Genomic DNA, 24,891 nt, shown 5'->3' with positions numbered 1-24,891 from the left:
GCGCCAGCGGGCCTGCGGGGCCGGCCTGCCGCGGGGCAGCCCGGCGGAGGTTGCCGGTGCGCGGCGGGGCCAGCCGCCCGCGCACCCGGGTGGCTGCGCCGCCGCCGCGGCCGGCCCTTATCGCCTGCCGTCGGTGGCGGCCGGCCCGCGCATGCCCGGCCGGGCCGCTTACAGCCCGGGCCAGGGCTGCCCGGTCAGCGGCTCGCAGGGCGGGTCCGGAGTGGCGATGATGGCGGCGATGGCCGCGTCATGCAGCCGCTTCTCGGCGCGGTACTCCTTCGGCTCCTGCCCGGCCGGATAGGCGCCCACCACCAGCAGATCGGCGCTGGCGCTGAGGTTGCGGTGACCGACGCCGGCCGGCAGCGCCACCACATCGCCTGCCTGCAGCTCCAGCACCTGGCCCTGCTCCCCACCCAGTTGCACCCGCACCTGGCCGCGGGCGATCGCCAGCGCCTCATGTGCGTTGGGGTGGTAGTGATGGTAGGGGTAGATGCCGTTGCGCCAGGCGGGCGGCCAGCCATGGGCGGCGAAGCGCGCCTCGGCGGCCTCGGGCTCTCCGGGCGGCAGGGCGCCGCGCCAGAGCAGGGCCGGCAGGCGGGGGTTGTTCGGCACCACGCCGTCATCCGGCAGCAGCAGGGTTTCCGGTTCCATTTGCGCCTCCGCCATGCGCGAACGGCGGAAGCGTGCCATGGTTCGGGCGGATAGGCGCAATGGAGGGAGATGGCGGCATGGCCGGCGTGGCGAAGCTCAGGGATTTCGTGCGGGGCATGACCCGGCTGGCCGAGGCGGAAGCGGCGGAGGAGCGCTGGGTGGCGGAAGGCGGCGCCCTGCTCGGCCGGCTGGTGGCGGCGGATGACTGGCTGCCGGAGGACTACGCCGTGCCCGGCCCGAATTACCGCCAATACCTGCTGCATTGCGACCCGCTGGAGCGCTTCTGCGTCGTCAGCTTCGTCTGGGGGCCGGGGCAGCGGACGCCGGTGCATGACCATCTGGTCTGGGGGCTGGTCGGCATGCTGCGGGGTTCGGAGATCTCCACCCCCTATCTGCCCGGCAGCCCGATGCAGGCGGGGGAGAAGGAGGTGCTGACGCCCGGCCAGGTGGTGGCGGTCAGCCCGCGGTTGGGCGACCTGCATGTGGTGGAGAATGCCTTCGCCGACCGCGCCAGCATCAGCATCCACTGCTATGGCGGCAATATCGGCGCCATCCTGCGGCATACCTACGACCCGGCGACGGGGGCGCAGAAGCGCTTCATCTCCGGCTACACCAATACGGCGGTGCCCAATCTCTGGGACCGCAGCCTGGAGCTGCGGCCGGCGTAGCAGGGCGGTGCCGGGGGAGGTGCCGGGGAGGTGGCGCTCGGTCGCGGCACGCGGACGCCGCCAGGGCGGCAAAGACCCGCCGAGACGCTCAGTACAGCGCGTAGCCGCCATCGATCAGCAGCGTGTCGCCGGTATGGAAGGCGCTGGCGCTGCTCATCAGATAGACGGCGATGCCGCCGAAATCCGCCCCCGTGCCCCAGCGCCGCATCGGCACCCGGGGCAGGACATTGCCGGCGAATTTCATGTCGGCGATGGAGCGCGCCGTCATCTCCGTCTCGATCCAGCCGGGCAGAATGGTGTTGGCGCGGATGCCGTAGCGCGCCAGCTCCACCGCCAGCGCCCGCACCATGGACACCATGCCGCCCTTGCTCGCGCCGTAATGCTCGTTGCGCGCCGCGCCCTCGATGGCGGCCAGCGAGGCGGTGCCGACCAGCACCCCGCCCCTGTCCCCCGCCTCCGCCCTTTCCTTCATGTGCCGCGCCGCGGCGCGGAAGGTAAGGAAGGCGCCGGTGAGGTTCACCTTCAGCACCCGCTCCCACTGCTCCAGCGTCCGCTCCAGGAAGGGGCCGGAGCGGCCGCCGGAAATGCCGGCATTGGCGAAGCAGCCATCGACGCGGCCGAGCACGCGGAGCGTCTCGGCGAAGGCCGTCTCCACCGCCGCTTCCTCCGTCACGTCGCAGGCCAGCGCCAGGATGCGCCGGCCGGTCGCCTCCAGCCTGGCCTTGGCGGCTTCATTCTTCTCCTTGTTGGTGCCCCAGATGGCGATGTCGGCCCCGGCCTGCGCCATGGCCTCCGCCATGCCGAGGCCGATGCCGCCATTGCCGCCGGTGACGAGGGCAACCTTGCCGGTGAGGTCGAAAGGGGCGTAGGGCATCAAGCATTCCTCCACGGGTTGCGGCGCAGACTGCACCGCCTGGGCCGGGCTTGAAAGCCGGCCCGCCCGGCCACAGGCTGGCGGGCAAGGCCCAAGGACAATCCCGGAGGAACCCATGCCCATCGCCCGCCGCGGCCTGGCCGCGCTGTTGCTTGCCCCGCTTGCCCGCCCCGCCCTCGCCCAGCCCGCCTGGCCGGATAGGCCCATCCGCCTGGTCGTGCCCTTCGGCGCCGGCGGCAACCTGGACACGCTGATCCGCATCGTCTCGCCCAGCATGTCGCAGCGCCTGGGCCAGCCGGTGGTGGTGGAGAACCGGCCGGGCGCCGGCGGCAATCTCGGCACGGAGAACATCGCCCGGGCGGCGCCGGACGGCTATTCCGTGCTGGTCGGCTCCAACGGCGCGCTGGTGAACAACCCGCTGCTGATGACGCGGCTGCCCTTCGACCCGGTGAAGGATTTCGCGCCCATCGGCCTCGGCTTCCGCACGCCCAACGTGCTGGTGGTCTCGCCGCGCTTCCCGGCGCAGACGCTGACGGATTTCATCGCCTATGCGAAGGCGCGGCCGGGCCAGGTGGCCTGCGCCTCGGCCGGGACGGGCACCACGAACCATCTGCTGATCGAGCTGCTGAACGCCGCCACCGGCGCCGGGCTGCTGCACGTGCCCTACCGCGCCAGCGGCGCCTCGACCCCGGACCTGCTGAGCGGCGTCATCGCCTCCGCCCTGGACCAGATCACCACCGCTTTGCCGCAGCACAAGGATGGCGCGCTGAAGATGCTCGGCATCGGCCTGCCGGAGCGGATGGCGATCCTGCCGGACGTGCCCTGCTTCGCCGAGGTGGGGCTGGAGAATGGCGGCCTCACCTCCTTCATCGGGCTGCTGGCCCCGGCGGGGACGCCGGCGGCGGCGATCGCCAGGATCGAGGCCGCCTTCAGCGCGGCGCTGGCGGACCCGGCGCTGCGGCAGCGGGTGGAGGCGATGGGCAATCTGATCGCCAGGCCGGAGGAACAGACGCCGGAGGGCTTCGCCAGGGTGATCGAGACCGAGCGCACGCTGTCCCGCCGTGCGGTACAATTGGCCGGGCTGAAACCGGAGTAGCGCATGGCGGTGGTGGTGTTCGTGACGCCGGCGGGCGAGCGGCGGGAAGTGGCCTCTTCGGGCGAGGCGACGGTGATGCACCTGGCGGTGCGGGAGGATGTGCCGGGCCTGCCGGCGGAATGTGGCGGGCAGCTCGCCTGCGCCACCTGCATGGTGGTGGTGGCGCCGGAGTGGCGGGACCGCGTGGGACCGCCCGGCGAGGATGAGCGGGACATGATCGAGGACTCGCTGGGGGAGGTGCCGGAGGGGTTGCGGCTGTCCTGCCAGGTGCCGCTGACGGCGGAATTGGATGGGTTGGAGGTGAGCGTGCCGTCTCAACCGGGGTATTGAGGGAGGGCGCTGCCCTCCCCCCAAACCCCCACCCGCAAAGGGCCGAAAGGCCCCTTGAACCCTTGAGTCTGGACCCGACGGGCGAAGCGCCAAACTCAAGGTTTGCAAAAGGGCCTTCGGCAGGGGGTTGGACGCACTGCGTCCCCCTCGTCACCCCTTCGGAGGCAACCTCCCGAACACCGTCTCGGCCTCGATCTGCAGCACGTTCTCCGGCCGCGGGAAGGGCGCCGGCGCCGCCTCGCCCGGCACGCGTTCGCGGCCGATCCGCGCGAAGAAGCTCTCCAGCCCACCCGGCAGGATCACCCAGCAGAAGGTCAGCGGCGCCTCGCCGGTATTGTGGAAGCTGTGCGCCCGGTGGCGCGGGAAGAAGAAGATGCCGCCCGGCCGCATCGGATGGACGGCGCCCTCGATATGCGCCTCCCCCTCCCCTTCCAGGACGAAGATCGCCTCCTCATTCGCGTCGTGCAGATGCTCCCGCACATGGCAGCCCGGCGCCACCGTCTGGGTGCCCATGGCGAAGGGCGTTTCGCTGCCGGTGCTCGCCTGGTCCAGCAGGCAGCGGACGAAGCCGTTGGCCGGCACCGGCTGCCAGTAGCTCGGCGCCTCCTCCGGCTGGCGGATGACGAGGCGGGCGGGGCTGGGGCTGGCATCGGGCATGGCGGCCTCCTCGGCGCCGCAGCATGACGGGGGCGTGCCGCCGCAGGCAAGCCTTGCAGCCCCGATCCGGGCGTGAAACGCTGGCCTAGGCCAGTGAGCGAAAGGGTATCGGGTCGGGCTGGCGGGTCTTTTCCGCGCTGGGTGCGTCGGCCGGCTTGCCAGGGCTACCAGCCTTGGCAGCGCCGCCCTGCTGCCCAGCCCGCAAATCCCTCGCTATCCCTCCGCCTCGCCCCTCCGCCCGCTGGCCAGGGAAGGCGCCGCCACGGCCGAAAAGAGCCCGGGAGACTTCACGACATGCTGTCGCGCTTGCTGCTCGCCATCATCCTCGCCTGCGCCGCCCTGCCCGCGGCCGCGCAGACCCGCTGGGTGATGGCCACCCCCTACGCCGAGAATTTCCACACCATCAACATCCGCCAGTTCATCGCCGATATCGAGAAGGCGACGAATGGCAGCCTCGCCATCCAGCTCCACAACAACGCCACGCTGCTGCCCATGGGCCAGATCAAGCGCGGCGTGCAGACCGGGCAGGTGCAGCTCGGCGAGATCCTGCTCTCCGCCTATGCCAATGAGGACCCGTTCTTCGAGGTAGATGGCGTCCCCTTCCTCGCCTGGACCTGGCCGCAGGCGGAGGCGCTGAACACCGCGACCGAGCCCTATATCCGCGCAAGGCTGGAACGCCAGGGGCTCACCCTGCTCTACATGGTGCATTGGGACGCGCAGGGCTTCTATTCCCGCACGCCCATCCAGAGCCTGGCGGAGCTGCGCGGCACCCGCTTCCGCGCCTACAACAACGTCACCTCCCGCATGGCGGAGCTGATGGGCGCGACGCCGGTGACGGTGCAGCTTGCGGAAGTGAGCCAGGCCTTCGCGACCAATGTGATCAACACAATGTTCACCTCGGCGCAGAGCGGCGTTTCCACCACCGCCTGGGACTTCACCCGCTACTGGTACAATGTCGGCGGCATGCGCACGCGCAACGCGGTCTTCGCCAACACCCGCGCGCTGATGGCGCTGGACCCGGCGATGCGCAACGCCATTCTCGCCGCCTCCACCGCCGCGGCGGAGCGGGGGAAGGAGATGGCGAAGCAGGCGGAGATCACCCAGGCGGAAAGGCTGCGCAGCCAGGGCATGCAGCTCCCGACGCCGTCCGACCAGATGATGGGCGAGCTGCGCGGCATCGGCGAGACGCTGACCGGCGAATGGGCCCAGCGCGCCGGCGCCGAGGGCACGCAGATGCTGGACCGCTACCGCGCCGCGCTGCGCTGAGGCCCGCGCCGGAGGACCGGCGCGCCGACGCCCGGTGCCGGCGGGAAAACCATTGGCCGGTCGTCCGGTCAGCGGCTTCGGACGGCCGTCGGAATGCCCGGACGCGGCGGCAAAGCCGCGCCGTCACGCGCCGGGCGAGTGGGCCATGCCGGTGCTCGGCCCCTGGCCGGTGCAGCGGGGCCGAGTGCGGCGGCGGCTTCGTCCCGCCCGGCGCGGCCTTGCGGCCAGGGTGATCGGGGTCGGGCGGCCGGATTGCCCCCGTCGAAGCTCCTGCGTCGCCCCTTGCCGTCCTCCACCCGCTCCCGGCGCCGAGGGGGGGCACCGCCGCGCCCCCGGCTCAGTTGTCCATCCGGATGTTGTTCGCGCGGATGACGGCGCTCAACGCCGCCGTATCGGCCTGCAGCCGCGCCCGGAAGGCCGCGGCGCCATCCGCCTGCACCACCCCGCCCAGCTCGGCGATGCGGCTGCGCACCGTCGGGATCGCCAGCACCTCCGCCACCGCGGATTCCAGCCGCGCCACCACCGCGGGCGGCGTCTGCCCCTGCACCAGCAGCCCCTGCCAGGTCCCGGAGTCCGGCAGCGGCCAGCCCAGCTCCGCGAAGGTCGGCAACGAGGGCACCGCCGCCAGGCGCTGGCGGCCGGAGACGGCAATGCCGCGCATCTGCCCGCCCGTGACATAGGGCTGGGACTGCGTCGCCCCTGCCATGGTCAGATCCGACTCACCCGAGGCCACCGCCAGCAGCGCCGGCGCGCCGCCGCGATAGGGCACATGGATCATCTCCCCGCCCCAATGGCTGGCGAGGGACAGGGCGACGATATGCGTCAGCGTCCCCGCCCCGGAATTGGCCGCACTGACCTGGCCGGCATGGGCCTTCACATGCGCCGCCAGCGCCGCCGCGTCCTGCACCGGCAGGCGGTTGGCGACGGCCAGGATATAGGGCGCGTAGATCAGCATCTGCACCGGCGCCAGGTCGCGCTCCACATCATAGGGCATGCGGGCGAGCAGGCTCGGGAAGGTCTCCAGCACGCTGACATCCAGCAGCAGCATGGTGGTGCCGTCCGGCGGGCTCTTCGCCACCAGATCGGCGCCGATATTGCCGCCAGCGCCGGCCCGGTTCTCGACGATCACGGTCCCGCCCAGCGCCCGGCCCAGCGGCTCGGCGATCAGCCGCGCCAGGATGTCGCTGGTGCCGCCCGGGGCATTGGGGACGATAAGGCGCATGGCGCCGCCGGATTGGGCGCGGGCCAGGGCAGGCAAGGCGAGCAGCGGGGCGGCAAACAGGCGGCGGCGCGGCGTCATGAACGGCTCCTCCCGGTCTTGCCGGCAGGCATAGCGCCTTTCGCTAGGGTTGTGGCGAGACGGCCCGGGCCGAAGCGGTCACGGATGGATCATCCTCATCCGTCAGCAGCGGGTGCGCCGGGACGAAGCCCACCTGACTCCGCACCATGACCAGGATGCCGAGGATGCAACCGAAGAGCGCCGCAAGGTCGCCTAATATTCCTGCACCACGGCCAAGTTGCCCGTACACGAAGCCGGTGATCACGGTGGCGGCCGCAAAGATGCCGGTCCATTTCCATATGTTCTGGCCGACATGTACGCCGACATAGCCCACCGTCGCCCGATAAGCGCGCATTGGCATGGGACTGCTCCAGCCGAAGCATTGTTCGGCGTTGCAATGGTAGCAGGCCCGATCAGCCGGTGCTGCATTTACTTATCGCCTGCCTGAATTTTCCAGTGCCGGCCGGTGAACGGGAGCGCCGGCCAGGACGGTTCATCCTGGTCCTCCGCCCGGGGATCGCGGCCAGTGGCCTGCTTGGCCGCCGCCTTCGCTGGAAATCCAGCGAACTCGGCGGGCAGGACACTAGCCCTTTGTCCGGTCGCATTGTCCGAATCGTCCGGCGATTCCGCCGGAGCTGAATGCTCTAGCGGGCCGAAAGCGCCGCGAACACATCCCCCTCCGTCTGCACCCCCTCCACATGCCGGCGGTGCCAGAGCGCGTAGAACAGCAAATGCCAGGCGGCGAAGCCCTTGTGCTTGTCGCCCCCGGCGGCACGGAACAGCGCCGCCACCCGGTCCGGCCGGGCGATCTCGGCCACGCCGGGCTGCGCCGCCACCAGCGGGCCGAGCTTCTCCCCCACCCCCTCGATCCAGGCGCCGACCGGCACGGTGAAGCCCTGCTTCGGCCGATAGGGCTCGGCGGCGGGGAGGTGCCGGGCGAGCCATTCGCGCAGCAGCCATTTGCCGGTATGGCCCTGCACCTTCAGCGCATCCGGCAGGCGGAAGGCGGCCTCCGCGATGCCGGTATCCAGCAGCGGCGTGCGGCCCTCCACGCCATGCGCCATCAAGCAGCGGTCGAGCTTCACCAGCAGGTCGTTGGGCAGCCAGTCGGCCACGTCCAGCGCCTGCGCGGCCTGCAAGCGGGTGCGGCCCGGCGAGGCCGCCGCCGCCTCCGCCGCGCCGATACCGTCCCGCCAGCCGGTGAGCGGCGCCCGCAGCACGTCGAGCCTGTCGAAGCTGCCGCGGCTGCGCGGCGCCTTCCCCCCCAGCCACCAGGGCCGCATGGCGGAGCGGTAGCGGCCATAGCCGCCGAAGATCTCGTCGCCGCCCTCGCCGGACAGCACCACCTTCACCTCCTGCCGCGCCCGTCGCGCCAGGAACCAGGTGGGGATGATGGCGTAATCCGCCGCCGGGTCGTCCATGGCGGCGACGATCTCCGGCAGGTGCCGCCAGACCATCGCCTCGTTCACCGCGACGGTGACGTGCTTGGCCCCGACGGAGGCAGCCATCACCCGCGCCGCCTCCCGCTCATCCGCCGCCCCTGGCACGTCGAAGCCGGCGGTGAAGGCGAGCACCGGGCGTTCGTTCAGCCGCGCCATCATCGCCAGCACCGTCGCGCTGTCCACGCCGCCGGAGAGGAACATGCCATAGGGCACGTCGCTGCGCTGGTGCAGCGCCACGCTCTCCTCCAGCGCCGCGTCCAGCCGGGCGAGCGCCGCCTCCACGGTGATGAGCTCCGGCCCGCCCTCCGGCAGGGCGGCGCGGCGATGGCGCTCGGTGATGGCGCCATCGGCGATGACGATGGTCTCGCCCGGCAGCACGCGGCGGACGCCCTGGAAGATCGTCTCCGCCCCGGTGGTGAATTGCAGTTGCAGCAGTTCCGCGAGTGCCTCCGGCCGGATGCGCGGCACCACCAGCCCGGCGGCGACCAGCGCCTGCGGCTCCGAGGCGAAGGCGATGCCGCCCGGGATCTCCGCCAGGTAGAGCGGCTTGATGCCGAAGGGGTCGCGCGCCAGCATCACCTGCCGCGCCGCCCGGTCATGCAGGGCGATGGCGTACATGCCGCGCAGCCGGTCGGCGAAGCCGATGCCGTCGCGGCGGAAGAGGTGCAGCGGCGGCTCGCAATCGCTGTTGGTGGCGCAGTGGAGCTGGTTCTCGCTGCGCAGCTCCCGGTAGTTGTAGACCTCGCCATTCGCCACCAGCGCCGCCGGGCCGGCGAACAGCGGCTGGTCGCCGGTGACCAGGTCGATGATGGCGAGGCGGGTGTGGGAGAGGGCGACATTGCCGACCACGTGATGGCCATGGCCATCCGGCCCGCGATGCGCCAGCGCCCGCGTCATCGCCTCCAGCACCGTGGCGGCGGGCGCCTGGCCGGTGGCCAGGGCGAGACCGGCGAGGCCGCACATCAGCGCAGGCCCCGCGGCGCGACCGCCGCCAGGAATTCCCGCCAGCGCGCCAGCACCGCCGGCGCCGCATGGGCGCGCTCGAACTCCGCCCTGCCGGCGGCGGCCAGCGCGGCGGCCCGCAGCGGCTCCGCCAGCAGCCCGGCGATGGCGGCGGCGAGCGGCGCCGGATCCTCCTTCGGCACCAGCAGGCCGGTGCGGCCATCCGCGATCAGCGCCGCCGGGCCGGCGGTATCGGCCGCCACCACCGGCCGCCCGGCCGACCAGGCCTCCAGCACCACATTCCCCAGCGGCTCATGGCGGGAGGGGCAGACGAACAGGTCGCACGCCGCCAGCAGCGCGCCGATATCCTGCCGCCAGCCGAGGAAGGCCACGCGCCCCGCCACCCCCAGCTCCGCCGCCAGCGCCGCCAGCGCCGCCCGTTCCGGCCCCTCGCCGCCGATCGAGAGATGCGCGCCGGGCAGCAGCGCCAGCGCCCGCAGCAGCACGTCGAAGCCCTTGTTGCGGTGCAGCCGGCCGAGCGCCAGCAGCTTCGGCGCGCCCGGCGGCGCCGGCAGCGCGGCGGGCGCGGTGCCGGCGAGCTCCGCGGCGAAATTCGGCAGGTAATGCGCCCGTTCCGGCGCCACCCCGCCCGCGATGATCCAGCGCCGCAGATCTTCCGTATTGCCGACCACATGGTCGCAATCGCGGTAGTATTTCAGATCGTAATAGCCGCCCATGCGGCCGATCAGCGTCCAGGGGCCCCCGCCGCGCCGCTTCACCGCCCCGGCGAAGCGGCTGGCCCGGTTGGCCCAGGCAACCACCACAAGCGGCCGGAACGCCGCCAGCGCCCGGCGCAGCCGCGGCGCGGTCAGCAGGTCCAGCGGCCCGCCGAAGCCGAGTTCCACCGGATCGACGCCCGCCGCCCGCAGCCGCGCCGCCCGGCCGGGCTCGGCGCGGATCACCGCCAGCACCTGCTCCCCGGCGGCGTGCTGGGCGGCGACCAGGCGTTCATAGAAGGCCTCCGCCCCGCCCATCGCCGCGCCGGCCATGACATGGGCGATGCGCAGCGGCGCGGTCGGCGCCGCTGCGGGCGCCGGCAGGTCCAGGGCAGCGCTCACGGCGGCGGGTCGGCATCCGGCATGCCGGCAGAGGTGGCGGTGCCGGGCCGCACTTGCAACGGCCGGTGCTTCTCCGGCTCCAGCCGCGCCTTCAGATAGGAGAGCAGCGGAAAGGCGGCGGTGCAGAAGGCCAGCAGCACGCCCCAGCCGCCCTCCCGGTAGCCCTTGCGCGAGACATAGGATTTCCACCCCCGCGTCACGCAGCGCCGCAGATTGCCCGCCAGCGAGCCGATATCCCCGGACGCCAGCAGATCCGCCGCCTTGGCGGAGGAATAGCGGTCCAGCCGCCGCAGCATGTCGGAGATGTCGCGGTCCACGTAATGCGCCAGCGCGCCGCGGGCGAGGCGCGGGCCCTCGCTGCCCTGCCGCTCCAGCCCCGGATGCACGCGCTGGTCGCGCCACCTTTTGGCGCCGCGGCGAAACAGCACCGGCTTGGCCGAGGTGCCGAAGCTGCCGGCCCAGCCATGCCGGACCAGCCTTGTGCCGATGTAATTGTCCAGCCGCACCGTGTGCCAGCCATGCGGGGAGGCGGCGATCACCGCGCGAATTTCCGCCGCCAGTGCCGACTCCACCTGCTCGTCGGCATCCACTTCCAGGATCCAGTCGCCGGTGCAGGCGGCGATGCCGGCATTGCGCCGCGCCCCTTCCAGCTCCCATTCGCCTTCCAGCACAAGGGCGCCGGCGGCGCGGGCGATCCCGGCAGAGCCATCCGTGGTGCGGTCCAGCACCACCACGATCTCATCCGCGAAGCCCAGCGTGGCGAGGCAGGCGGGCAGCCGCGCCGCCTCGTTCCGCGCCACGACCAGGGCCGAAAGCCGCACGCTTCCCGCGGCGAAGGGCGGGGATGGGGGTGAAGCCGCGTCCGCCGTCATCGCGCCCGCCCCGCTCACGCGGCCACCTTCGCCGCCAGCAGCCCCTCCGCTGCCGCCAGAGCCGCTTCCAGCGTCAACCCCGGCATGCTGCCCCCCGCCGGCGAATCCGGCGCCACCGCCGCCGCCACGCGCCGGCCGGAGGGGCCGTATTCCACGACCCGGGAAGGGCCGAACAGCCCCAGCGTCGGCGTCCCCGCCGCGGCCGAGAGATGCATCAGCCCGCTATCGTTGCCGACGAACAGGGCGCAGCGCGCCAGCACCGCCGCCGCCTCCGGCAGGGCCAGGCGGCCGACCAGGTCCACCGCACGGTCGCCGAGCGCGGCCAGCACCGGCGCGGCCATTCTCCGCTCCACCTCCCCTGGCCCGCCCAGCACGGCGGCGCGCGCCCCGGGCAGGGCGCCGCCCGGCGCCGTCAGCGCCTCGAACAGCGCGACGAAACGCTCCGCCGGCCAGACCTTGCCGGCCCAATTGGCGGTGGGGCCGAGGGCGATCCAGGCGCTGCCGCCGGGCAGCAGCGCGGCGGCGCGGGCGCGATCCTCCGGCGCCGTCCAGGCCACCGGCAAAGGCGGCGGCGACAGGCCGAGCAGCGCGCCGAGCTGGGCCAGCCGGTGGCCCGGATGCCGGCCGCCCCGCATCACCACCCGGCGCTTCGCCCTGACCGTCCAGGCGAAGGCGGAGGCGCGGAGGTCCACCACCAGATCCCAGCGCGTGCCGGCCACCTGCCGCCACAGCCGCAGCCAATGCAGCTTCCAGCGATGCTTCTCCAACAGGATGGTGCGCGCCCGGTTCGGCATGCGGGCGAAGACGCCCTCCGCGGCCGGGCCGCAGGCCACCACCACCTCGGCGCCAGGATGGCGGCGGATCAGATGGTCCAGCAGCCCGGTGGAAAGCACGGCATCGCCGATCCGGGTGGAGGAGATGAACAGGATGCGCACCCGGCGGCGTCTAGCACGGGTTGGGGTGGCGTCCGAGGGGGGCTTCGCCGCCGGCCCCGGCAGGGGGCGCTGCCGCCGTTGGACGCAGTGCGTCCGACCCCCGCCGGGGAGGGACCCCTCCCCGGACCCCGGTGTGAGTCGGCAGGTTGAGCCGCAAACTCGGACCGGGGGTCCGGGGTGGCCGCCCGCCGGCGGGGGTCCGGGGGCAGCGGCCTCGATCTTCCCCCGCCGGTGCCGGTTGCGCCCGCGCCCTGCACCGCCCACCTTCCAGCCATGCCGATCACCGCTCTGCCCGAACGGGGCGTCATCGAACTCGCCGGCGAGGACCGGGTAGCCTTCCTGCAAGGCCTCGTCTCCAACGACGTCGCCGCCGCGGCGCCGGGCCAGGCCGTCTTCGCCGCGCTGCTGACGCCGCAGGGCAAATGGCTGGCGGATTTCTTCATCTTCGCCGCGGGCGAGCGCCTGCTGCTGGACTGCGAGGCGGCCCAGACCGCCATGCTGCTGCAGCGCCTCGCCCGCTTCCGCCTGCGCTCCAAGGTGGCGCTGCGGAATGCCGGGGCGGAGCTGGCCGTCTTCGCCGGCTGGGGCGACGCGGCCCCGCCGCCCGACGCCAGCGCCGCCCCCGATCCGCGCCTGGCGGAGGCCGGCTGGCGCGCCCTTTCCGCCACCCCGCTCGCCACCGACGCCACGCCCGAGGCCTATGACCGCCACCGCCTCGCCCTCGGCCTGCCCTCCCCGCGCGACCTCGCCCCGGAGCAGACCGTGCTGCTGGAAGCCGGCTTCGACGAGCTGCACGGCATCTCCTGGAGCAAGGGCTGCTACATGGGGCAGGAGCTGACGGCGCGGACCAGGTACCGCGGCCTGCTGAAGCGGCGGCTGGTGCCGGTGACGGTCTCGGGGCCGCTGCCCGCCCATGGCACGCCCATCCTCTCCGCCGGGGTGGAGGTGGGGGAGATGCGCTCCGGCCAGGACGGCCTGGGCATCGCCCTGCTGCGGCTGGAAGCGCTGGATGGCCGCGACTTGCAATGCGGCGAGGCCCTGCTGGCCCCCCGCCTGCCCGGCTGGATGGCGCTGCCCGCCCGCGCCGAGGCATGAGCGGCGCGGATCACGGCCCCGGGGTGCGGCTGCCGCCGCCGCTCGCCGTGGGCGGGCTGGTGCTGCTGGGCTGGCTGCTGCATCGCCAGCTTCCGCTGCCGGTGGCGCCGGGGTTGGGGCTGCCGGCCTTCCTCGCCATGGGGCTCGGCTTCGGCCTCTCGCTCTGGACCATCGTCACCATGCTGCGCGCCGGCACGAATCCGCGGCCGGACCGGCCGGACAGCGCCTTCCTGGAAGCCGGCCCGTTCCGCTTCACCCGCAACCCGATCTATCTGGGCTTCCTGCTGGTGGCCGCCGGCTTCGCCCTGCGTTGGGGCGATCTCTGGCCCTGGCTGGCGGTCGCCGGCAGCTTCGCCTGGCTGGACCGCCGGGTGGTGCCGCGGGAGGAAGCCTATCTCGCCACCCGCTTCAGCGCGCCCTATGCGGCCTATCGCCGCCGGGTGCGCCGCTGGGTCTAGAGCGGCTTCACCTCGCCTGTGCTCGTGAACCCGCTCCAGCTTCCCGTTCTGTCGCATTTTCCGAGTCGTCCGGCGATTCCGCGGACTTGAAAATGCTCTGGAGCGGGATCGGTTGAGCTGCGCTCATCCGCCCCGCTCTAGTGTCCCGATTCCGAAGTCCTGCGGACTTCGTTCTCGGGCCACCAGCTTCTGTTTTCAGTGGCCTGCTTGTCCGCTGCGTTCGCTGGAAATCCAGCGAACTTCGCGGGCAGGACACCAACTCATTGTTCGGTCGCGTGATTCACGGTTTCGGTCGATTCGACCTCAACCGATCACGCTCCAGCCGATCAGCCTGGGCGCGGGCCGCCCGGCTCTTGTTCCACGCCGGGGCCGGCCATAGAGAAACGCCCGACAGCCAGCGGATTCAGCATGCGGACGGCCTTGCGCAGTACCGGCGGCAGCCTCGCCGCCGCCGGCGGTGGTGCCTTGCTCCTCAGCCTTCTCTTCGCCCTGCTTTCCCTGCTGGCCGCCACGCGCGACCCCGGGCCGGCGCGGGAACGCCTGCGCGCCAGCCTGGAAGCGGGCAGCTTCTCCGCCAGCCTTGGCACCTTCAGCCTGCCGCTCGGCAGCCGCGAGGTCCCGGCCTGGGACAGCAATGACTGCCTGATCTTCATGATGCTGGTCCTGCCGCGCCAGGACCTTGCCCGCGACGCCTTCTCCCCCCGCATCCCCACGCGGCTGGAGCCCGAGCCGGCCGGCGACCCGGTGCAGGCGCGCTGCGAGCGGCTGGGGGAGCTGCTGACCACCGACCCGGACCCGCCCGCCCATCGCTACGACCGCTACCTGCACGGCCAGCGCGTGCTGGCCACGCTGCTGCTGCCGCTGACCGGGCCGGAGGGGTTGCGACGCCTCGTCACCACCGCCGTCGCCCTGGCCCTGGCGGGCCTCGCCCTCCTGGCCGGCTGGCGCGGCCGGCAGCGGCAGGGCACGCCGGAGGCGCTGCGGGACGCGGCTTTCGCCGGCTACGCGCTCTGCCTGCTGGCCTTCCATGCGCTGCCGATGTTCGGCCGCTACTGGAGCCATGCGCTCTCCGACCTGCCGGTGGTGGTGCTGCTCTGGGCGCTTTACCTGGCGCCGCCGGCGCCGGCCGCGCGGGGGCTGCTGCTGGGCCTGCTGGGCGCGGCCGTCTCCATGCTCGAATTCCTCACCGGCCAGTGGCCGCTGGCCGTGGCGCTGATCCTGCTGGCTGCCGCGGCCCAGCCAAGCCCGCCAGGCTGGCGGGCGGTGGCGCGGGACCTTGCCGGCTTCGGCCTCGGCGTCGTCCTGCCGCTGGCCGCCAAGCTGGCGCTCGGGGCGCTGCTCTTCGCCGATGTCGCGCCGGCGGCGGAGGGCAGCGGGCTGCTGCACCGCATCTACGGCCCGGTGGTGCCGGAGATGTCGCCGCGCGAGGCGGCGCGCCTCGCCGCCCTCGGCTTCGACGTGACGCGGCTGGATACGGAGCCCTGGTGGCGGCTGCCCTATGTCGCGGCGCGGCTGGCCTATTTCGCCTTCGTGCCGGGGGCCGGCGCCTGGCGGCTCGGCCTCGGCGGCACCGCCGCCTGGGTCTTCGGCCTGGCGCTGCTGGCGGGCAGTGTGGGGGTGCTGGCCTGGCGGTTCGGCGCGGGGTTGCCGCGGCGCGGCGGGGTCTCGCCGCACCTGTGGTGGGCCCTGGCGGCCTGCGGCGCCATGCTCGGCTGGTATGTGCTGTTCCTCAACCATACCCTGCTGCACACCGCCTGGATGGCCCGCACCCTGGTGGTGTTCCCCATGGCCGCCTGGGTGGCCTGGCTGGCCCGGCCCGCCGCCAGGGCGTGAGGCGGCGGCCGGCGCGGCGTTGTCGAGGTCTCGCGCCGATGGCGAGGCCGTCCTGCGCGCCCTATCTGTTCACCGCCGCGCGGCCGTGCGCTCCGGCACTGTCGAAGCCCCGCCAGGGCCAGCCGGCGAAGCCGTCCTGGGCATCCCTGCCGGTTCACCGCCGCGCGGCCGTGCGCTCCGGCACTGTCGAAGCCCCGCCAGGGCCAGCCGGCGAAGCCATCCTGGGCATCCGGCGAAGTCATCCTGCGCATCCCCGCCCGTTCGCCGCCGCGCTCCGGCATGTCGAGGCTCCGCCCCTGGGCCGGCCGGCGAAGCCGTGCCATGCGCCCTACCCGTTCACCACCGTGCCGCCATTCGGGTGCAGCACCTGGCCGTTGATGTAGCTGCTGTCGCTTTCGGCGGCGAGGAAGATGTAGCTCGGCGCGCATTCATCCGGCTGGCCCGGCCGCCCCATGCCGGAGCTTTCGCCATGCGAGGCCGTGCGCTCCTCGTCGAAGCTTGCCGGGATCAGCGGCGTCCAGATCGGCCCCGGCGCCACCGCATTCACCCGGATCTTCCGCTGCTGGTACAGCGCCTGGGAGAGGCTGCGGGTGAAGGCGAGGATCGCGCCCTTGGTGGCGGCATAGTCGATCAGCCCTGAACTGCCCTTATAGGCGGTGACGGAGCTGGAATTGATGATCGCCCCGCCTTCCGGCATGTGCTTCAGCGCCGCCTTGGTCAGCCAGAACATGCCGAGGATGTTGGTGCGGAAGGTGCGCTCCACCTGCGCCTCGGGGATCTCGGCGAAATCCTTGCAGACATGCTGCTCGGCGGCGTTGTTCACCAATATGTCGATGCGGCCGCCGAGGAAGCGCTGCGCCTCCTCCACCGCCTCCCGGCAGAAGGCGGGGTCGCCGATATCGCCCGGGATGGTGCGGCAGCGCCGCCCCGTCGCCTCCACCAGGCGGCGGGTCTCCTCGGCATCCTCGGTCTCGTCCTTGTAGAGCACGACGACATCGGCGCCCTCCTTGGCGAAGCCGATCGCCACGGCGCGGCCGATGCCGCTGTCCCCGCCGCTGATGAGCGCCGCCTTGCCGGTCAGCTTGCCGCTGCCGCGCCAGGCTTCCATGCGGCCCTGGGGCTGCGGGCGCATCTCCGTCTCAAGGCCCGGCTGGCGGTCCTGGTGCTGCTTCGGAAATGGGGTCTTCTCGTCGTCCGGCATGGCGTGCTCTCCCGTACCGGTCCGAAACGGGGCCGCGGCGGGGCCGGTTGCGCGGCGTTCCGCCTGCGTGCCGGCGCGCCGCGCTGGCCTTGCCCGGCCGCAGCGGGCAGGATGCGCCCCGCCAGGGCAGGGCCCGGCCGGTCGGCGCCGACCGGGCGGGCCCTGCCCTGCACCACATCATCGTCCAGGGCAGCGCATGCCCGCCCGGGGGTCTACCCGGCCGGGCCCTGCCCTCACCGCGAAGGGTGCCGCATGCTGGATGAGACCGGGTCCCGGCGAGCCTCGCCGGAAGCCACCTGCGCCGCCGCCTGGCAGCGCGCCCGCGCGCAATATGACGAGGTGGTGCTGCTGCTGCAGGGTGGCGGCGCCCTCGGCTCCTACCAGGGCGGCGTCTATGAGGTGCTGGCGGAAACGCCCTTCCTGCCGGATTGGGTCGCCGGGATTTCCATCGGCGCGATCAATGCCGCGCTGATCGCCGGCAACGCGCCGGAGAACCGGGTGGCGCGGCTGCGGGAATTCTGGCGCCGCGTCACCTCACGGGTGAATTTTCCGTGGCTGCCGCCGCTGGAGACGGCGCGGAACCTCGCCAACCTCACCGCCGCCACCTCGGCGCTGCTCTCCGGCCAGCCGGGCTTCTTCCGGCCGCGCGGCACCCTGCCCTATCTCTTCCCCGCCAGCACCCCGACCGCCGTTTCCGTCTACGACACGGAGCCGCTGCGGCAGACGCTGCAGGAGCTGGTGGATTTCGACCTGCTGAATGGCGGGCCGGTGCGGCTTTCCGTCGGCGCGGTGAATATCCGCACCGGCAACACCATCTACTTCGACAACCGGGAGCGGCGGATCGGGCCGGAGCACATCATGGCGAGCGGCGCGCTGCCGCCCGGCTTCCCGCCGGTGATGATCGAGGGCGAGCTCTACTGGGATGGCGGCCTCGTCTCCAACACGCCGCTGCAATATGTGCTGGATGTGGGCGCGCCGGCGACCAGCCTGATGTTCCAGGTGGATCTGTTCAGCAGCCGCGGCGTGATGCCGCGCACCCTGCCGGAGGCGGATGAGCGGGCGAAGGATATCCGCTATTCCAGCCGCACCAGGCTGGTGACGGATATCTACCGCCGCCTTCAGGCGCTGCGCTGCGACATGGGCCGGCTGCTGGCCATGCTGCCGGAGGAGGCGCGGAATTCCGAGGAGGCGCGGCGCATCGCCGGGCATGTGAAGCCGGCGCGGGTGAACCTGCTGCAGCTTGTCTATCGCCGGGCGCAGTATGACCGGGACTTCAAGGACTACGAATTCTCGGCCAACACCATGCAGGACCACTGGCAGGCGGGACGGGACGATCTGACGCGGTCGCTGCGCCAGGTGGAGTGGCTGGACCCGCCGGATGCTGCGACGGGGATCGTCACCCACGACGTCCACTTCGACGCGCCGGGGTAGGTCGGGAGGGGCTCTGCCCCTCTCGCGCTCTCCCCGCCAAACCCACCATGGGATCGAGCAGCGCCTGCATCTCGTCGAATTTCGCTCGCGCCTCGGCCGCCGTGCGCCCGACGATCGGCCGTAGTGCCGGCATGATCTTCAGGTCGTCCCAATCTCGGCCATGGGCCGGGCCGAAGGGCCTTTGGAAACCTTGAGTTGGCGCTTCGACCGACGGGTCCGAAACTCAAGGGGCCTTCGGGCCTTTGCGGAGGGGGTTCGAGGGAGGCAGAGCCGCCCGCAACAATCACCCTTCCTGCCGGTAATTCGGCGCTTCCCGCGTCACCGCCACGTCATGCACATGGCTCTCCCGCAGCCCGGCGCCGGTGATGCGGCGGAAGCGCGCGTTGCGCTGCATCTCGGCCACGGTGGCGTTGCCGGTATAACCCATCGCCGCCTTCAGCCCGCCGACCAGCTGGTGGATGACATTGCCCACCGGCCCCTTGTAGCCGACGCGGCCCTCCACCCCTTCCGGCACCAGCTTCAGCGTGTCCTGCACCTCCGCCTGGAAGTAGCGGTCCGCGCTGCCGCGCGCCATGGCGCCCAGCGAGCCCATGCCGCGATAGGATTTGTAGGACCGCCCCTGGTAGAGGAAGACCTCCCCCGGCGCCTCGTCCGTGCCGGCGAAGAGGCTGCCCATCATCACGCAATCCGCCCCCGCCGCGATCGCCTTGGCGATGTCGCCGGAGGTGCGGATGCCGCCATCGGCGATCGCCGGCACGCCCTTCTCCCGCGCCGCCGCGGCGCTTTCCAGCACGGCGGTGAGCTGCGGCACGCCGACGCCCGCCACGATGCGCGTGGTGCAGATGGAGCCCGGGCCGATGCCGACCTTCACCGCATCGGCGCCGGCCTCGATCAGCGCCAGCACCGCTTCCGGCGTCGCCACATTGCCGGCGACGACCTGCACGCCGTTCGACATGCGCTTGATGCGCTCGACCGCCGCCAGCACGCCGCCGGAATGGCCATGCGCGGTGTCCACCACCACCACATCCACCTCGGCGGCGATCAGCGCCTCGACGCGCCGGAGCCCGTCCTCCCCCACCCCCGTCGCCGCCGCGGTGCGCAGCCGCCCGAGCGCATCCTTCACCGCGTTGGGGTTGGCCTGGGCCTTCTCCATGTCCTTCACGGTGATCAGGCCGACGCAGCGCCCGGCCTCATCCGTCACCAGCAGCTTCTCGATGCGGTGGCGATGCAGCAGGGCGCGGGCGGCATCCGGGGTGATCTCGGCATGGGCGGTGACGAGGTTGTCGCGCGTCATCAGCTCATAGACCCGGGTATTGGGGTCGGTGGCGAAGCGGACGTCGCGGTTGGTGATGATGCCGACCAGGCGGCCCGCGCCTTCGCCCGGCTTGCCGCGCTCCACCACCGGGATGCCGCTGATGCGGTGCTGATCCTGCAGGGCCCGCACATCGGCCAGGGTCTGGTCGGGGTGGATGGTGACCGGGTTCACCACCATGCCGCTTTCGAACTTCTTGACCCGGCGGACCTGCGCCGCCTGTTCCTCCGGCGTCATGTTCTTGTGGATGACGCCGATGCCGCCGGCTTGGGCCATGGCGATGGCCATGTTGGCCTCGGTGACGGTGTCCATCGCCGCGGCGACCAGGGGGATGTTCAGGGCGATCTCGCGCGTCAGCCTGGTGCGCGTATCGGTCTGGTTGGGGAGGACGCTGGAATAGGCCGGCACCAGCAGCACATCGTCGAAGGCGTAGGCTTCCTCGATGGTGAAGGCGCGTCGGGCCGCCGGCGGGGCGGCGGCGGAGGGAGAGTCGGGGGCCATGGGGGACCTTTCGCACCGTGCGGGCGCTGCGCCCGCCGAGGCGGCGCGAATCGCGACCTTGGCAGCGCCCTTTACCCCGGCGGGGCGACCGGCGTCCAGCATTGCGCCACGCGGGGCCGGCCTGCGGCGGAAGCGGGGCTGCCTTTCAGCCCCCAGGGAGCCGCTGCGCGGCTGCGCGCGGAGCCCCCCAGCGCCCCCCGGCGCACCGCTTTGGCCGTTCGGCCGCTTCCGGAGCGGGACCGGTCGAGCTTCGCCTACACGTCCCGCCACGGTTCCGGTCGATTCGGAATCGGGGCATTAGAGCAGATCGCCGGAGGGCGGCATCGCCCGGAGGCGTGAAGCTGCTCTACAATCCATAAGCTAGAGCGGTTTCGCGCTGCACAGTCAGCGTGAAACCGCTCTAGAGCGGGATCGGTTGAGCTGCGCTCACCGCCCCGCTCTAGCTCATGGTTCGGTCGCGTGTTCACGGTTTCGGTCGATTCGACCTCAACCGATCACGCTCTAGGCCGCGGCCTGGCGCACCCATTCGGCCCAGGCCAGCACCGCCTTGTCCTGGCCGATCGCGCCCACGAGCTGCGCCCCCAGCGGCAAGCCCTTCGGCCCGGTGCCGACCGGCACGGTGACGCAGGGCAGGTGCAGCAGGGTCCAAAGCGAGTTGAAAGCGGGGTCGCCGGTGGCGCCGATGCCCTCCGGCGCCTCGCCCGGCGCGGCGGGGGTGAGGATGGCGTCGAAGGGCGCGATCACCTCCGCCAGCGCGGCGCGCGCCGTGGCGAAGGCGGCGCGGCCGGCCTCCAGCGCGGCGCGGGGCTGGTCGCGGCCCCATTCCATCCGCTGCCGCAGCACCGGGGAGAGCTGGGCGGCGGCATGCTCCAGCTCCCAGGCCAGGGCCTCGGCGGATTCGCCGTTCATCACGAGCTGATGCGCCTCCAGCCCCGCCACCACCGCCGGGGGCATCTCCACCGGCGTGACGCTGGCGCCGGCCTGCGCGGCGGCGGCGGCCACGCGCTCGATAGCGGCGCGGGTCTCGGGCGCCGCCAGCGAAGCGGTCGGGCCCCAGCACAGGCCGAGCTTCGGCGCGCGGTCCGGCTTCGCCGCCGGCTGGCCGTAATCGCCGCCGGTCAGCCCGGCCATGGCGAAGGCGGCGTCGGCGACGCTGCCGGTGATGAGGCCGATGGTGTCGAGCGATTCGCTCATCACCTTCATGCCGGCGCGGTGCAAGGTGCCGTAGCTCGGCTTGAAGCCGACGGCGCCGCAATAGGCGGCGGGGCGGATGATGCTGCCGGCCGTCTGGGTGCCGAAGCCGGCATGGAAGAAGCCCGCCCCGGCCCCGGCGGCGGAGCCGGAGGAGGAGCCGCCCGGCGTATGCGCCGAGTTGTGCGGGTTGGTGGTAGCGCCCGGAAAGCGGGTGGCGAATTCCGTGGTGACGGTCTTGCCGAGGATCACCGCCCCCGCCCGCCGGGCCAGGGCGACGCAGGCGGCATCGCTGCGCGGCCGGTGCCCGGCCCAGATGGGGGAGCCGTATTGCGAGGGCTGGTCGGCGGTATCCAGCACGTCCTTCACGCCGAAGCCGAGCCCGGCGAGCGGCAGGGACCGCCCCGCCTTCACCGCCGCATCCACCGCCGCCGCCTGGCGCCGCGCCAGGCCGGGATCGAGGTGGATGAAGGCCCGCACCACGGGCTCCCGCGCCGCGATGCGGTCCAGCAGGGCTTCGGTCAGGGCGATGGCGGAGAGGGTGCCGGCCTGGATCTGGCGGGCGGCCTCGGCGGCGGGGAGCGCGGCGGGATCGGACATTTGGAAAGAGTGACCCGGAATTGCTGCGCTGCGAAGGGGCGGATCAGGGGATGACCGCGATGGCGGTGATCTCGATCAGCGCCTCCGGATGGGTGAAGCCGGTCACCTCCACCATGGTCGAGGCCGGCGGCGTGCCGGTGAAGTATTCCCGCCGCACCGCGTGGATCTGCGGGAAGTGGCGCATGTCCGCGATGTAGACATCGACGCGGCAGATATCCTCCAGCGTGCCGCCGGCGGCTTCGACCGCCGCCTTCACGTTCTCGCAGACCTGCCGCGTCTGGGCGGTGATGTCGCCGGCGCCGACCAGCGCCCCGCTGGAATCCTTGGCCAGCATGCCGGAGATGAACACCATGCGTCCCGTCGGGGCGATGATGCCGGCCGGGAAGTGTCCGCTCGGCGGCGGCAGCCGGTCCGAGGCGATGGGCTGCTTCGGCATGGTGTTCTCCCTGGTTGCGTGGCCAGGCTGCACCAGGGACGGCCGGGGCGGAAGCCACCTGTCGGATCTGAAATTCATAGTTCCCAAAGGCCCTTCGGCCTTTGGCGGAGGGAGTTCGAGGGTTGCGGCGCTGCCGCAACGAGCCTCCCTCGATGTCAGTCGGTTGCCATGACCTTGACGTAGTTCCCCGGCGCGTCTTCCAGCGCCGGCAGCCCGCCTTCCCCCGGCACGCGCGCCGGCACGGTTTCCTTGCCCAGCGCCGTCACCCAGCGGTGCCAGTCCGGCCACCAGGAGCCTGCCAATTCCGTGGCGCCGCGGAACCACTCCTCCGGGTCCGGCGGCAATTGCTCATTCACCCAATGCGAGTACTTGCCGGAATCCGGCGGGTTCACGATGCCGGCGATATGCCCGGACGCCGCCAGCACGAAGCGCACCGGCCCGGCATAGAGCTGCGTCGCGCGGTAGGTGCTCTTCCAGGGCGCGATATGGTCTTCCCGCGTCGAGATCAGGTAGCTCGGCACCTTGATCTTGCGGAGGTCGATCTTCGTCCCCAGCAGCTCGATCGCCCCCGCCTGGCCCGGCTTCTTCACCAGGTCGTTCTGCTGGTACATGCGCCGCAGGTAGAAGCTGTGCATCCTCGCCGGCATGCGGGTGCTGTCGTCGTTCCAGTAGAGCAGGTCGAAGGGGAAGGGCTCCTGCCCCATCAGGTAGTTGTTCACCACGAAGGACCAGATCAGGTCGTTGGCGCGCAGCATGTTGAAGGTGGTGGCCATTTCCGCCCCCTCCAGATAGCCGCGCTGCTGCATCTTCTCCTCGAGGCCCTTGAGCTGCTCCTCATCGATGAAGACGCCGAGCTCGCCCGCCTCCTCGAAATCCGTCATGGTCACGAAGTAGGTCGCGGATTTGATGCGCGTGTCGCGCTTCACCGCCATATGCGCCAGCGTCGTCGCCAGCAGCGTGCCGCCCAGGCAGTAGCCGATGGCGTTGACCTGCTTCTCCCCCGTCGCCTGCTCGATGGCGTCCAGCGCGGCGAAGACGCCTTCGCGGATGTAGTCGTCGAAGCCCTTCTCGGCGAGATGGGCATCCGGGTTGACCCAGGAGACGACGAAGACGGTATGCCCCTGCTCCACCGCCCAGCGCACGAAGCTGTTCTTCGGCCGCAGGTCGAGGATGTAGAATTTGTTGATCCAGGGCGGGAAGATCACCAGCGGCCGCTTCAGCACCGCCTGCGTCGTCGGGGCGTACTGGATGAGCTGCATCAGGTCGTTCTGGTACACCACCTTGCCCGGGGTGACGGCGATGTTCTCGCCGACGCGGAATTTGCTGTCATCCGTCATGCGGATGCGCAGCTTGCCCTTGCCGCGCTCCAGATCCGCCAGCAGGTGGGAAAGCCCCTTCAGCAGGTTCTCGCCTCCCGTCTCGGCGGTGCGGCGCAGCACTTCCGGGTTGGTCAGCAGGAAGTTGGACGGGCTCATCGCATCGACGAATTGCCGCGTGTAGAAATCCACCTTCTGCGCCGTCTTCTGGTCCAGCCCCTCCACCCCGCCGACCACGGTCTGGAAGTAGCGGGCGGAGAGCAGGTAGGATTGCTTGATGAAGTCGAAGACCTCGTTCTCCCGCCAGGCCTCGTCCTTGAAGCGGCGGTCGCGCGGGTCCTCGGCGATCACCGGCCGGGCCTCGTCGCCCAGCATGCGCCGCGCGGTGTTCTGCCAGAGCGTCAGATAATCCTGCCAGAAGCCGAGCTGGGCCTGGACGAGCTGGGCGGGGTTGGCCATCAGCCGCGTCGTCATCTCGAGGAAGGCGCCGCCGATGTTCAGCGGGTCCGGCGTCGTCGCGGAATCCGACTGGCGCTTGAGGAAATCGGTGACGATGCGCTGCCCCCGCTCCGCCACCTCCGCCATGGTTCGGGTGACGATGGCGGGGTCGGGCAACCGGAAAGCCGGGCCTTCGGGGGTCTTGTCTTCGGCCATGCCCGTAATCTAGCGGGTGCGGCGGGGCATCTCCACCCTGCGGCAACCCCTTATTTGCGCCGCTGCGGCGCGGTACACATGCTGCATGGCAGCAGCGGATCGGGCAGGCATGGGCGGCAAGGCGAGGCAGGCAGGGTGCGGGCTGCTGCTGCTGCTGCTCGGCGCCTGCGAGGTGCCGAAGGAGGTCAATCCCGTGGTGATCTGGCGCCGGGTCTCCGGCGCCGAGGATGAGGGCAGGCTGCCGCCGCCGGGGCTGGACGAGCCCACGCCCAACCTCGCCACCGTGCCGCCGCGGCCGGAGCGGCCCTCGCCGGAGACCCGGGCGGCGCTGACCGCGGCGCTGGAGGAGCAGCGCGCCGCCTCCCGCAGCCCCATCGCGCTGCGGACCACGCCAGCCCCGCCGGGCCAGGCGGCACCGGGGGAGCCGGGCATTCCCGGCGCGCCGCCCGCGCCGCCGCGCCTGGCCAATGCACCGAATATCCCCTGGGACGCCGCGCCGGCGCCGCCCCGGCCGACGCGGCCGGACCAGCCGCCCCAGGCCGCGGTGCCGGCGCCCCCTGCCGCCCCGCCCGGGCCCGGCGCGCCGCCCCCGCCGCCGCGCGGCCTGGTGCCGGCCCCGATCCCTGCCCTGCCGGAGATGCCGGAGGAGGCGCCGGCCCCGCCGCCCGCCGAACTTCTCGCGCCGGCGCCTCGCAACCGGTAAGCCCCTCGGTTATAGGGGCCGTCCCCGGCA

General features: G+C 72.3%; 23 protein-coding genes. 9 read left to right on the top strand and 14 right to left on the bottom strand.

All coding sequences use genetic code 11. The features are described 5' to 3' along the window. Nucleotides 1-168: 168 nt before the first annotated feature. Entirely contained in the window at nucleotides 169-651 is a 483-nt protein-coding gene (locus E5N76_RS09835; protein WP_207791925.1) for a cupin domain-containing protein, read from the bottom strand. A gap of 59 nt (nucleotides 652-710) precedes the next feature. On the opposite strand from E5N76_RS09835, the gene E5N76_RS09830 reads away from it, so the two are divergent. Beyond that, entirely contained in the window at nucleotides 711-1,319 is a 609-nt protein-coding gene (locus tag E5N76_RS09830; protein WP_328593057.1) for a cysteine dioxygenase family protein, read from the top strand. A gap of 88 nt (nucleotides 1,320-1,407) precedes the next feature. Here E5N76_RS09830 and E5N76_RS09825 read toward each other — a convergent pair whose 3' ends face one another. Beyond that, nucleotides 1,408-2,193, bottom strand: coding sequence for an SDR family NAD(P)-dependent oxidoreductase (locus tag E5N76_RS09825; RefSeq protein WP_149537109.1), 786 nt, complete (start codon nucleotides 2,191-2,193; stop codon nucleotides 1,408-1,410). Nucleotides 2,194-2,308: 115 nt separating this feature from the next. Between E5N76_RS09825 and E5N76_RS09820 the strand changes: the two genes are divergently transcribed. Continuing rightward, nucleotides 2,309-3,289 (top strand): Bug family tripartite tricarboxylate transporter substrate binding protein, encoded by a 981-nt coding sequence (locus E5N76_RS09820; protein WP_149537108.1) that lies wholly within the window; start codon nucleotides 2,309-2,311, stop codon nucleotides 3,287-3,289. 3 nt (nucleotides 3,290-3,292) lie between these two features. Beyond that, nucleotides 3,293-3,619 carry a 2Fe-2S iron-sulfur cluster-binding protein gene (locus E5N76_RS09815; RefSeq protein WP_149537107.1) on the top strand — a complete coding sequence of 109 codons (327 nt, stop codon included), beginning with the start codon at nucleotides 3,293-3,295 and terminating at the stop codon, nucleotides 3,617-3,619. Between the two features lie 150 nt (nucleotides 3,620-3,769). On the opposite strand, the gene E5N76_RS09810 is transcribed toward E5N76_RS09815, so the two are convergent. Continuing rightward, nucleotides 3,770-4,276: a cupin domain-containing protein gene (locus E5N76_RS09810; RefSeq protein ID WP_149537106.1), complete on the bottom strand. Its 507-nt coding sequence runs from the start codon at nucleotides 4,274-4,276 to the stop codon at nucleotides 3,770-3,772. Between the two features lie 294 nt (nucleotides 4,277-4,570). Between E5N76_RS09810 and E5N76_RS09805 the strand changes: the two genes are divergently transcribed. Beyond that, nucleotides 4,571-5,542, top strand: a complete 972-nt coding sequence (locus tag E5N76_RS09805; RefSeq protein ID WP_149537105.1) for a TRAP transporter substrate-binding protein — start codon at nucleotides 4,571-4,573, stop codon at nucleotides 5,540-5,542. A 337-nt stretch (nucleotides 5,543-5,879) separates the two neighbouring features. Here E5N76_RS09805 and E5N76_RS09800 read toward each other — a convergent pair whose 3' ends face one another. The 6 genes from E5N76_RS09800 to E5N76_RS09775 all read right to left on the bottom strand — a co-directional run bounded on the left by E5N76_RS09800 (nucleotide 5,880) and on the right by E5N76_RS09775 (nucleotide 12,130). Then, nucleotides 5,880-6,842 carry a Bug family tripartite tricarboxylate transporter substrate binding protein gene (locus E5N76_RS09800; protein WP_149537104.1) on the bottom strand — a complete coding sequence of 321 codons (963 nt, stop codon included), beginning with the start codon at nucleotides 6,840-6,842 and terminating at the stop codon, nucleotides 5,880-5,882. A gap of 43 nt (nucleotides 6,843-6,885) precedes the next feature. After that, the gene (locus tag E5N76_RS09795) at nucleotides 6,886-7,182 is read right to left on the bottom strand and encodes a hypothetical protein (protein WP_149537103.1); all 297 of its coding nucleotides are present in this window, start codon (nucleotides 7,180-7,182) and stop codon (nucleotides 6,886-6,888) included. A 283-nt stretch (nucleotides 7,183-7,465) separates the two neighbouring features. Next, nucleotides 7,466-9,226 (bottom strand): asparagine synthase (glutamine-hydrolyzing), encoded by a 1,761-nt coding sequence (gene asnB / locus E5N76_RS09790; RefSeq protein ID WP_149537102.1) that lies wholly within the window; start codon nucleotides 9,224-9,226, stop codon nucleotides 7,466-7,468. Then, nucleotides 9,226-10,254, bottom strand: coding sequence for a glycosyltransferase (locus tag E5N76_RS09785; RefSeq protein ID WP_187830090.1), 1,029 nt, complete (start codon nucleotides 10,252-10,254; stop codon nucleotides 9,226-9,228). The genes asnB and E5N76_RS09785 overlap by 1 nt, the downstream gene beginning before the upstream one ends. A gap of 65 nt (nucleotides 10,255-10,319) precedes the next feature. Beyond that, nucleotides 10,320-11,213, bottom strand: a complete 894-nt coding sequence (locus tag E5N76_RS09780; RefSeq protein WP_235907640.1) for a glycosyltransferase family 2 protein — start codon at nucleotides 11,211-11,213, stop codon at nucleotides 10,320-10,322. Beyond that, a complete protein-coding gene (locus E5N76_RS09775) occupies nucleotides 11,210-12,130 on the bottom strand; it encodes a glycosyltransferase family 9 protein (protein ID WP_149537101.1) in 921 nt (306 codons plus the stop codon). The genes E5N76_RS09780 and E5N76_RS09775 overlap by 4 nt, the downstream gene beginning before the upstream one ends. Before the next feature lie 273 nt (nucleotides 12,131-12,403). Between E5N76_RS09775 and ygfZ the strand changes: the two genes are divergently transcribed. The 3 genes from ygfZ (at nucleotide 12,404) to E5N76_RS09760 (ending at nucleotide 15,516) form a co-directional block, all read left to right on the top strand. Next, nucleotides 12,404-13,225 (top strand): CAF17-like 4Fe-4S cluster assembly/insertion protein YgfZ, encoded by an 822-nt coding sequence (ygfZ, locus tag E5N76_RS09770; protein WP_149537100.1) that lies wholly within the window; start codon nucleotides 12,404-12,406, stop codon nucleotides 13,223-13,225. Further along, nucleotides 13,222-13,683, top strand: a complete 462-nt coding sequence (locus tag E5N76_RS09765; RefSeq protein WP_149537099.1) for a methyltransferase family protein — start codon at nucleotides 13,222-13,224, stop codon at nucleotides 13,681-13,683. Before ygfZ ends, E5N76_RS09765 begins: the two co-directional genes overlap by 4 nt. A 408-nt stretch (nucleotides 13,684-14,091) precedes the next feature. Beyond that, complete coding sequence (locus tag E5N76_RS09760) at nucleotides 14,092-15,516, top strand: hypothetical protein (RefSeq protein WP_187830081.1); 1,425 nt, start codon at nucleotides 14,092-14,094, stop codon at nucleotides 15,514-15,516. A gap of 328 nt (nucleotides 15,517-15,844) precedes the next feature. Here E5N76_RS09760 and E5N76_RS09755 read toward each other — a convergent pair whose 3' ends face one another. Then, nucleotides 15,845-16,717 (bottom strand): SDR family oxidoreductase, encoded by an 873-nt coding sequence (locus tag E5N76_RS09755; protein ID WP_149537097.1) that lies wholly within the window; start codon nucleotides 16,715-16,717, stop codon nucleotides 15,845-15,847. Between the two features lie 252 nt (nucleotides 16,718-16,969). Between E5N76_RS09755 and E5N76_RS09750 the strand changes: the two genes are divergently transcribed. Further along, entirely contained in the window at nucleotides 16,970-18,148 is a 1,179-nt protein-coding gene (locus tag E5N76_RS09750) for a DUF3734 domain-containing protein (RefSeq protein ID WP_149537096.1), read from the top strand. Nucleotides 18,149-18,431: 283 nt separating this feature from the next. On the opposite strand, the gene guaB is transcribed toward E5N76_RS09750, so the two are convergent. The 4 genes from guaB to E5N76_RS09730 form a co-directional block, all read right to left on the bottom strand. Then, nucleotides 18,432-19,961: an IMP dehydrogenase gene (guaB, locus tag E5N76_RS09745; RefSeq protein ID WP_149537095.1), complete on the bottom strand. Its 1,530-nt coding sequence runs from the start codon at nucleotides 19,959-19,961 to the stop codon at nucleotides 18,432-18,434. A gap of 501 nt (nucleotides 19,962-20,462) precedes the next feature. Beyond that, nucleotides 20,463-21,752: an amidase gene (locus tag E5N76_RS09740; RefSeq protein ID WP_149537094.1), complete on the bottom strand. Its 1,290-nt coding sequence runs from the start codon at nucleotides 21,750-21,752 to the stop codon at nucleotides 20,463-20,465. 43 nt (nucleotides 21,753-21,795) lie between these two features. Beyond that, nucleotides 21,796-22,188: a RidA family protein gene (locus E5N76_RS09735; RefSeq protein WP_149537093.1), complete on the bottom strand. Its 393-nt coding sequence runs from the start codon at nucleotides 22,186-22,188 to the stop codon at nucleotides 21,796-21,798. Nucleotides 22,189-22,343: 155 nt separating this feature from the next. Next, entirely contained in the window at nucleotides 22,344-24,158 is a 1,815-nt protein-coding gene (locus E5N76_RS09730) for a PHA/PHB synthase family protein (RefSeq protein ID WP_149537092.1), read from the bottom strand. A gap of 85 nt (nucleotides 24,159-24,243) precedes the next feature. Here E5N76_RS09730 and E5N76_RS09725 point away from each other — a divergent pair, with 85 nt between their 5' ends. Then, complete coding sequence (locus tag E5N76_RS09725) at nucleotides 24,244-24,861, top strand: hypothetical protein (RefSeq protein ID WP_149537091.1); 618 nt, start codon at nucleotides 24,244-24,246, stop codon at nucleotides 24,859-24,861. Nucleotides 24,862-24,891 lie beyond the last annotated feature (30 nt).

The organism is Siccirubricoccus phaeus (assembly GCF_008360935.1).
GTDB classification, from domain to species: domain Bacteria; phylum Pseudomonadota; class Alphaproteobacteria; order Acetobacterales; family Acetobacteraceae; genus Siccirubricoccus; species Siccirubricoccus phaeus.
The sequence above is the reverse complement of the archived record's forward strand: the minus strand, read 5'-3'. Positions and strand labels throughout refer to the sequence as shown.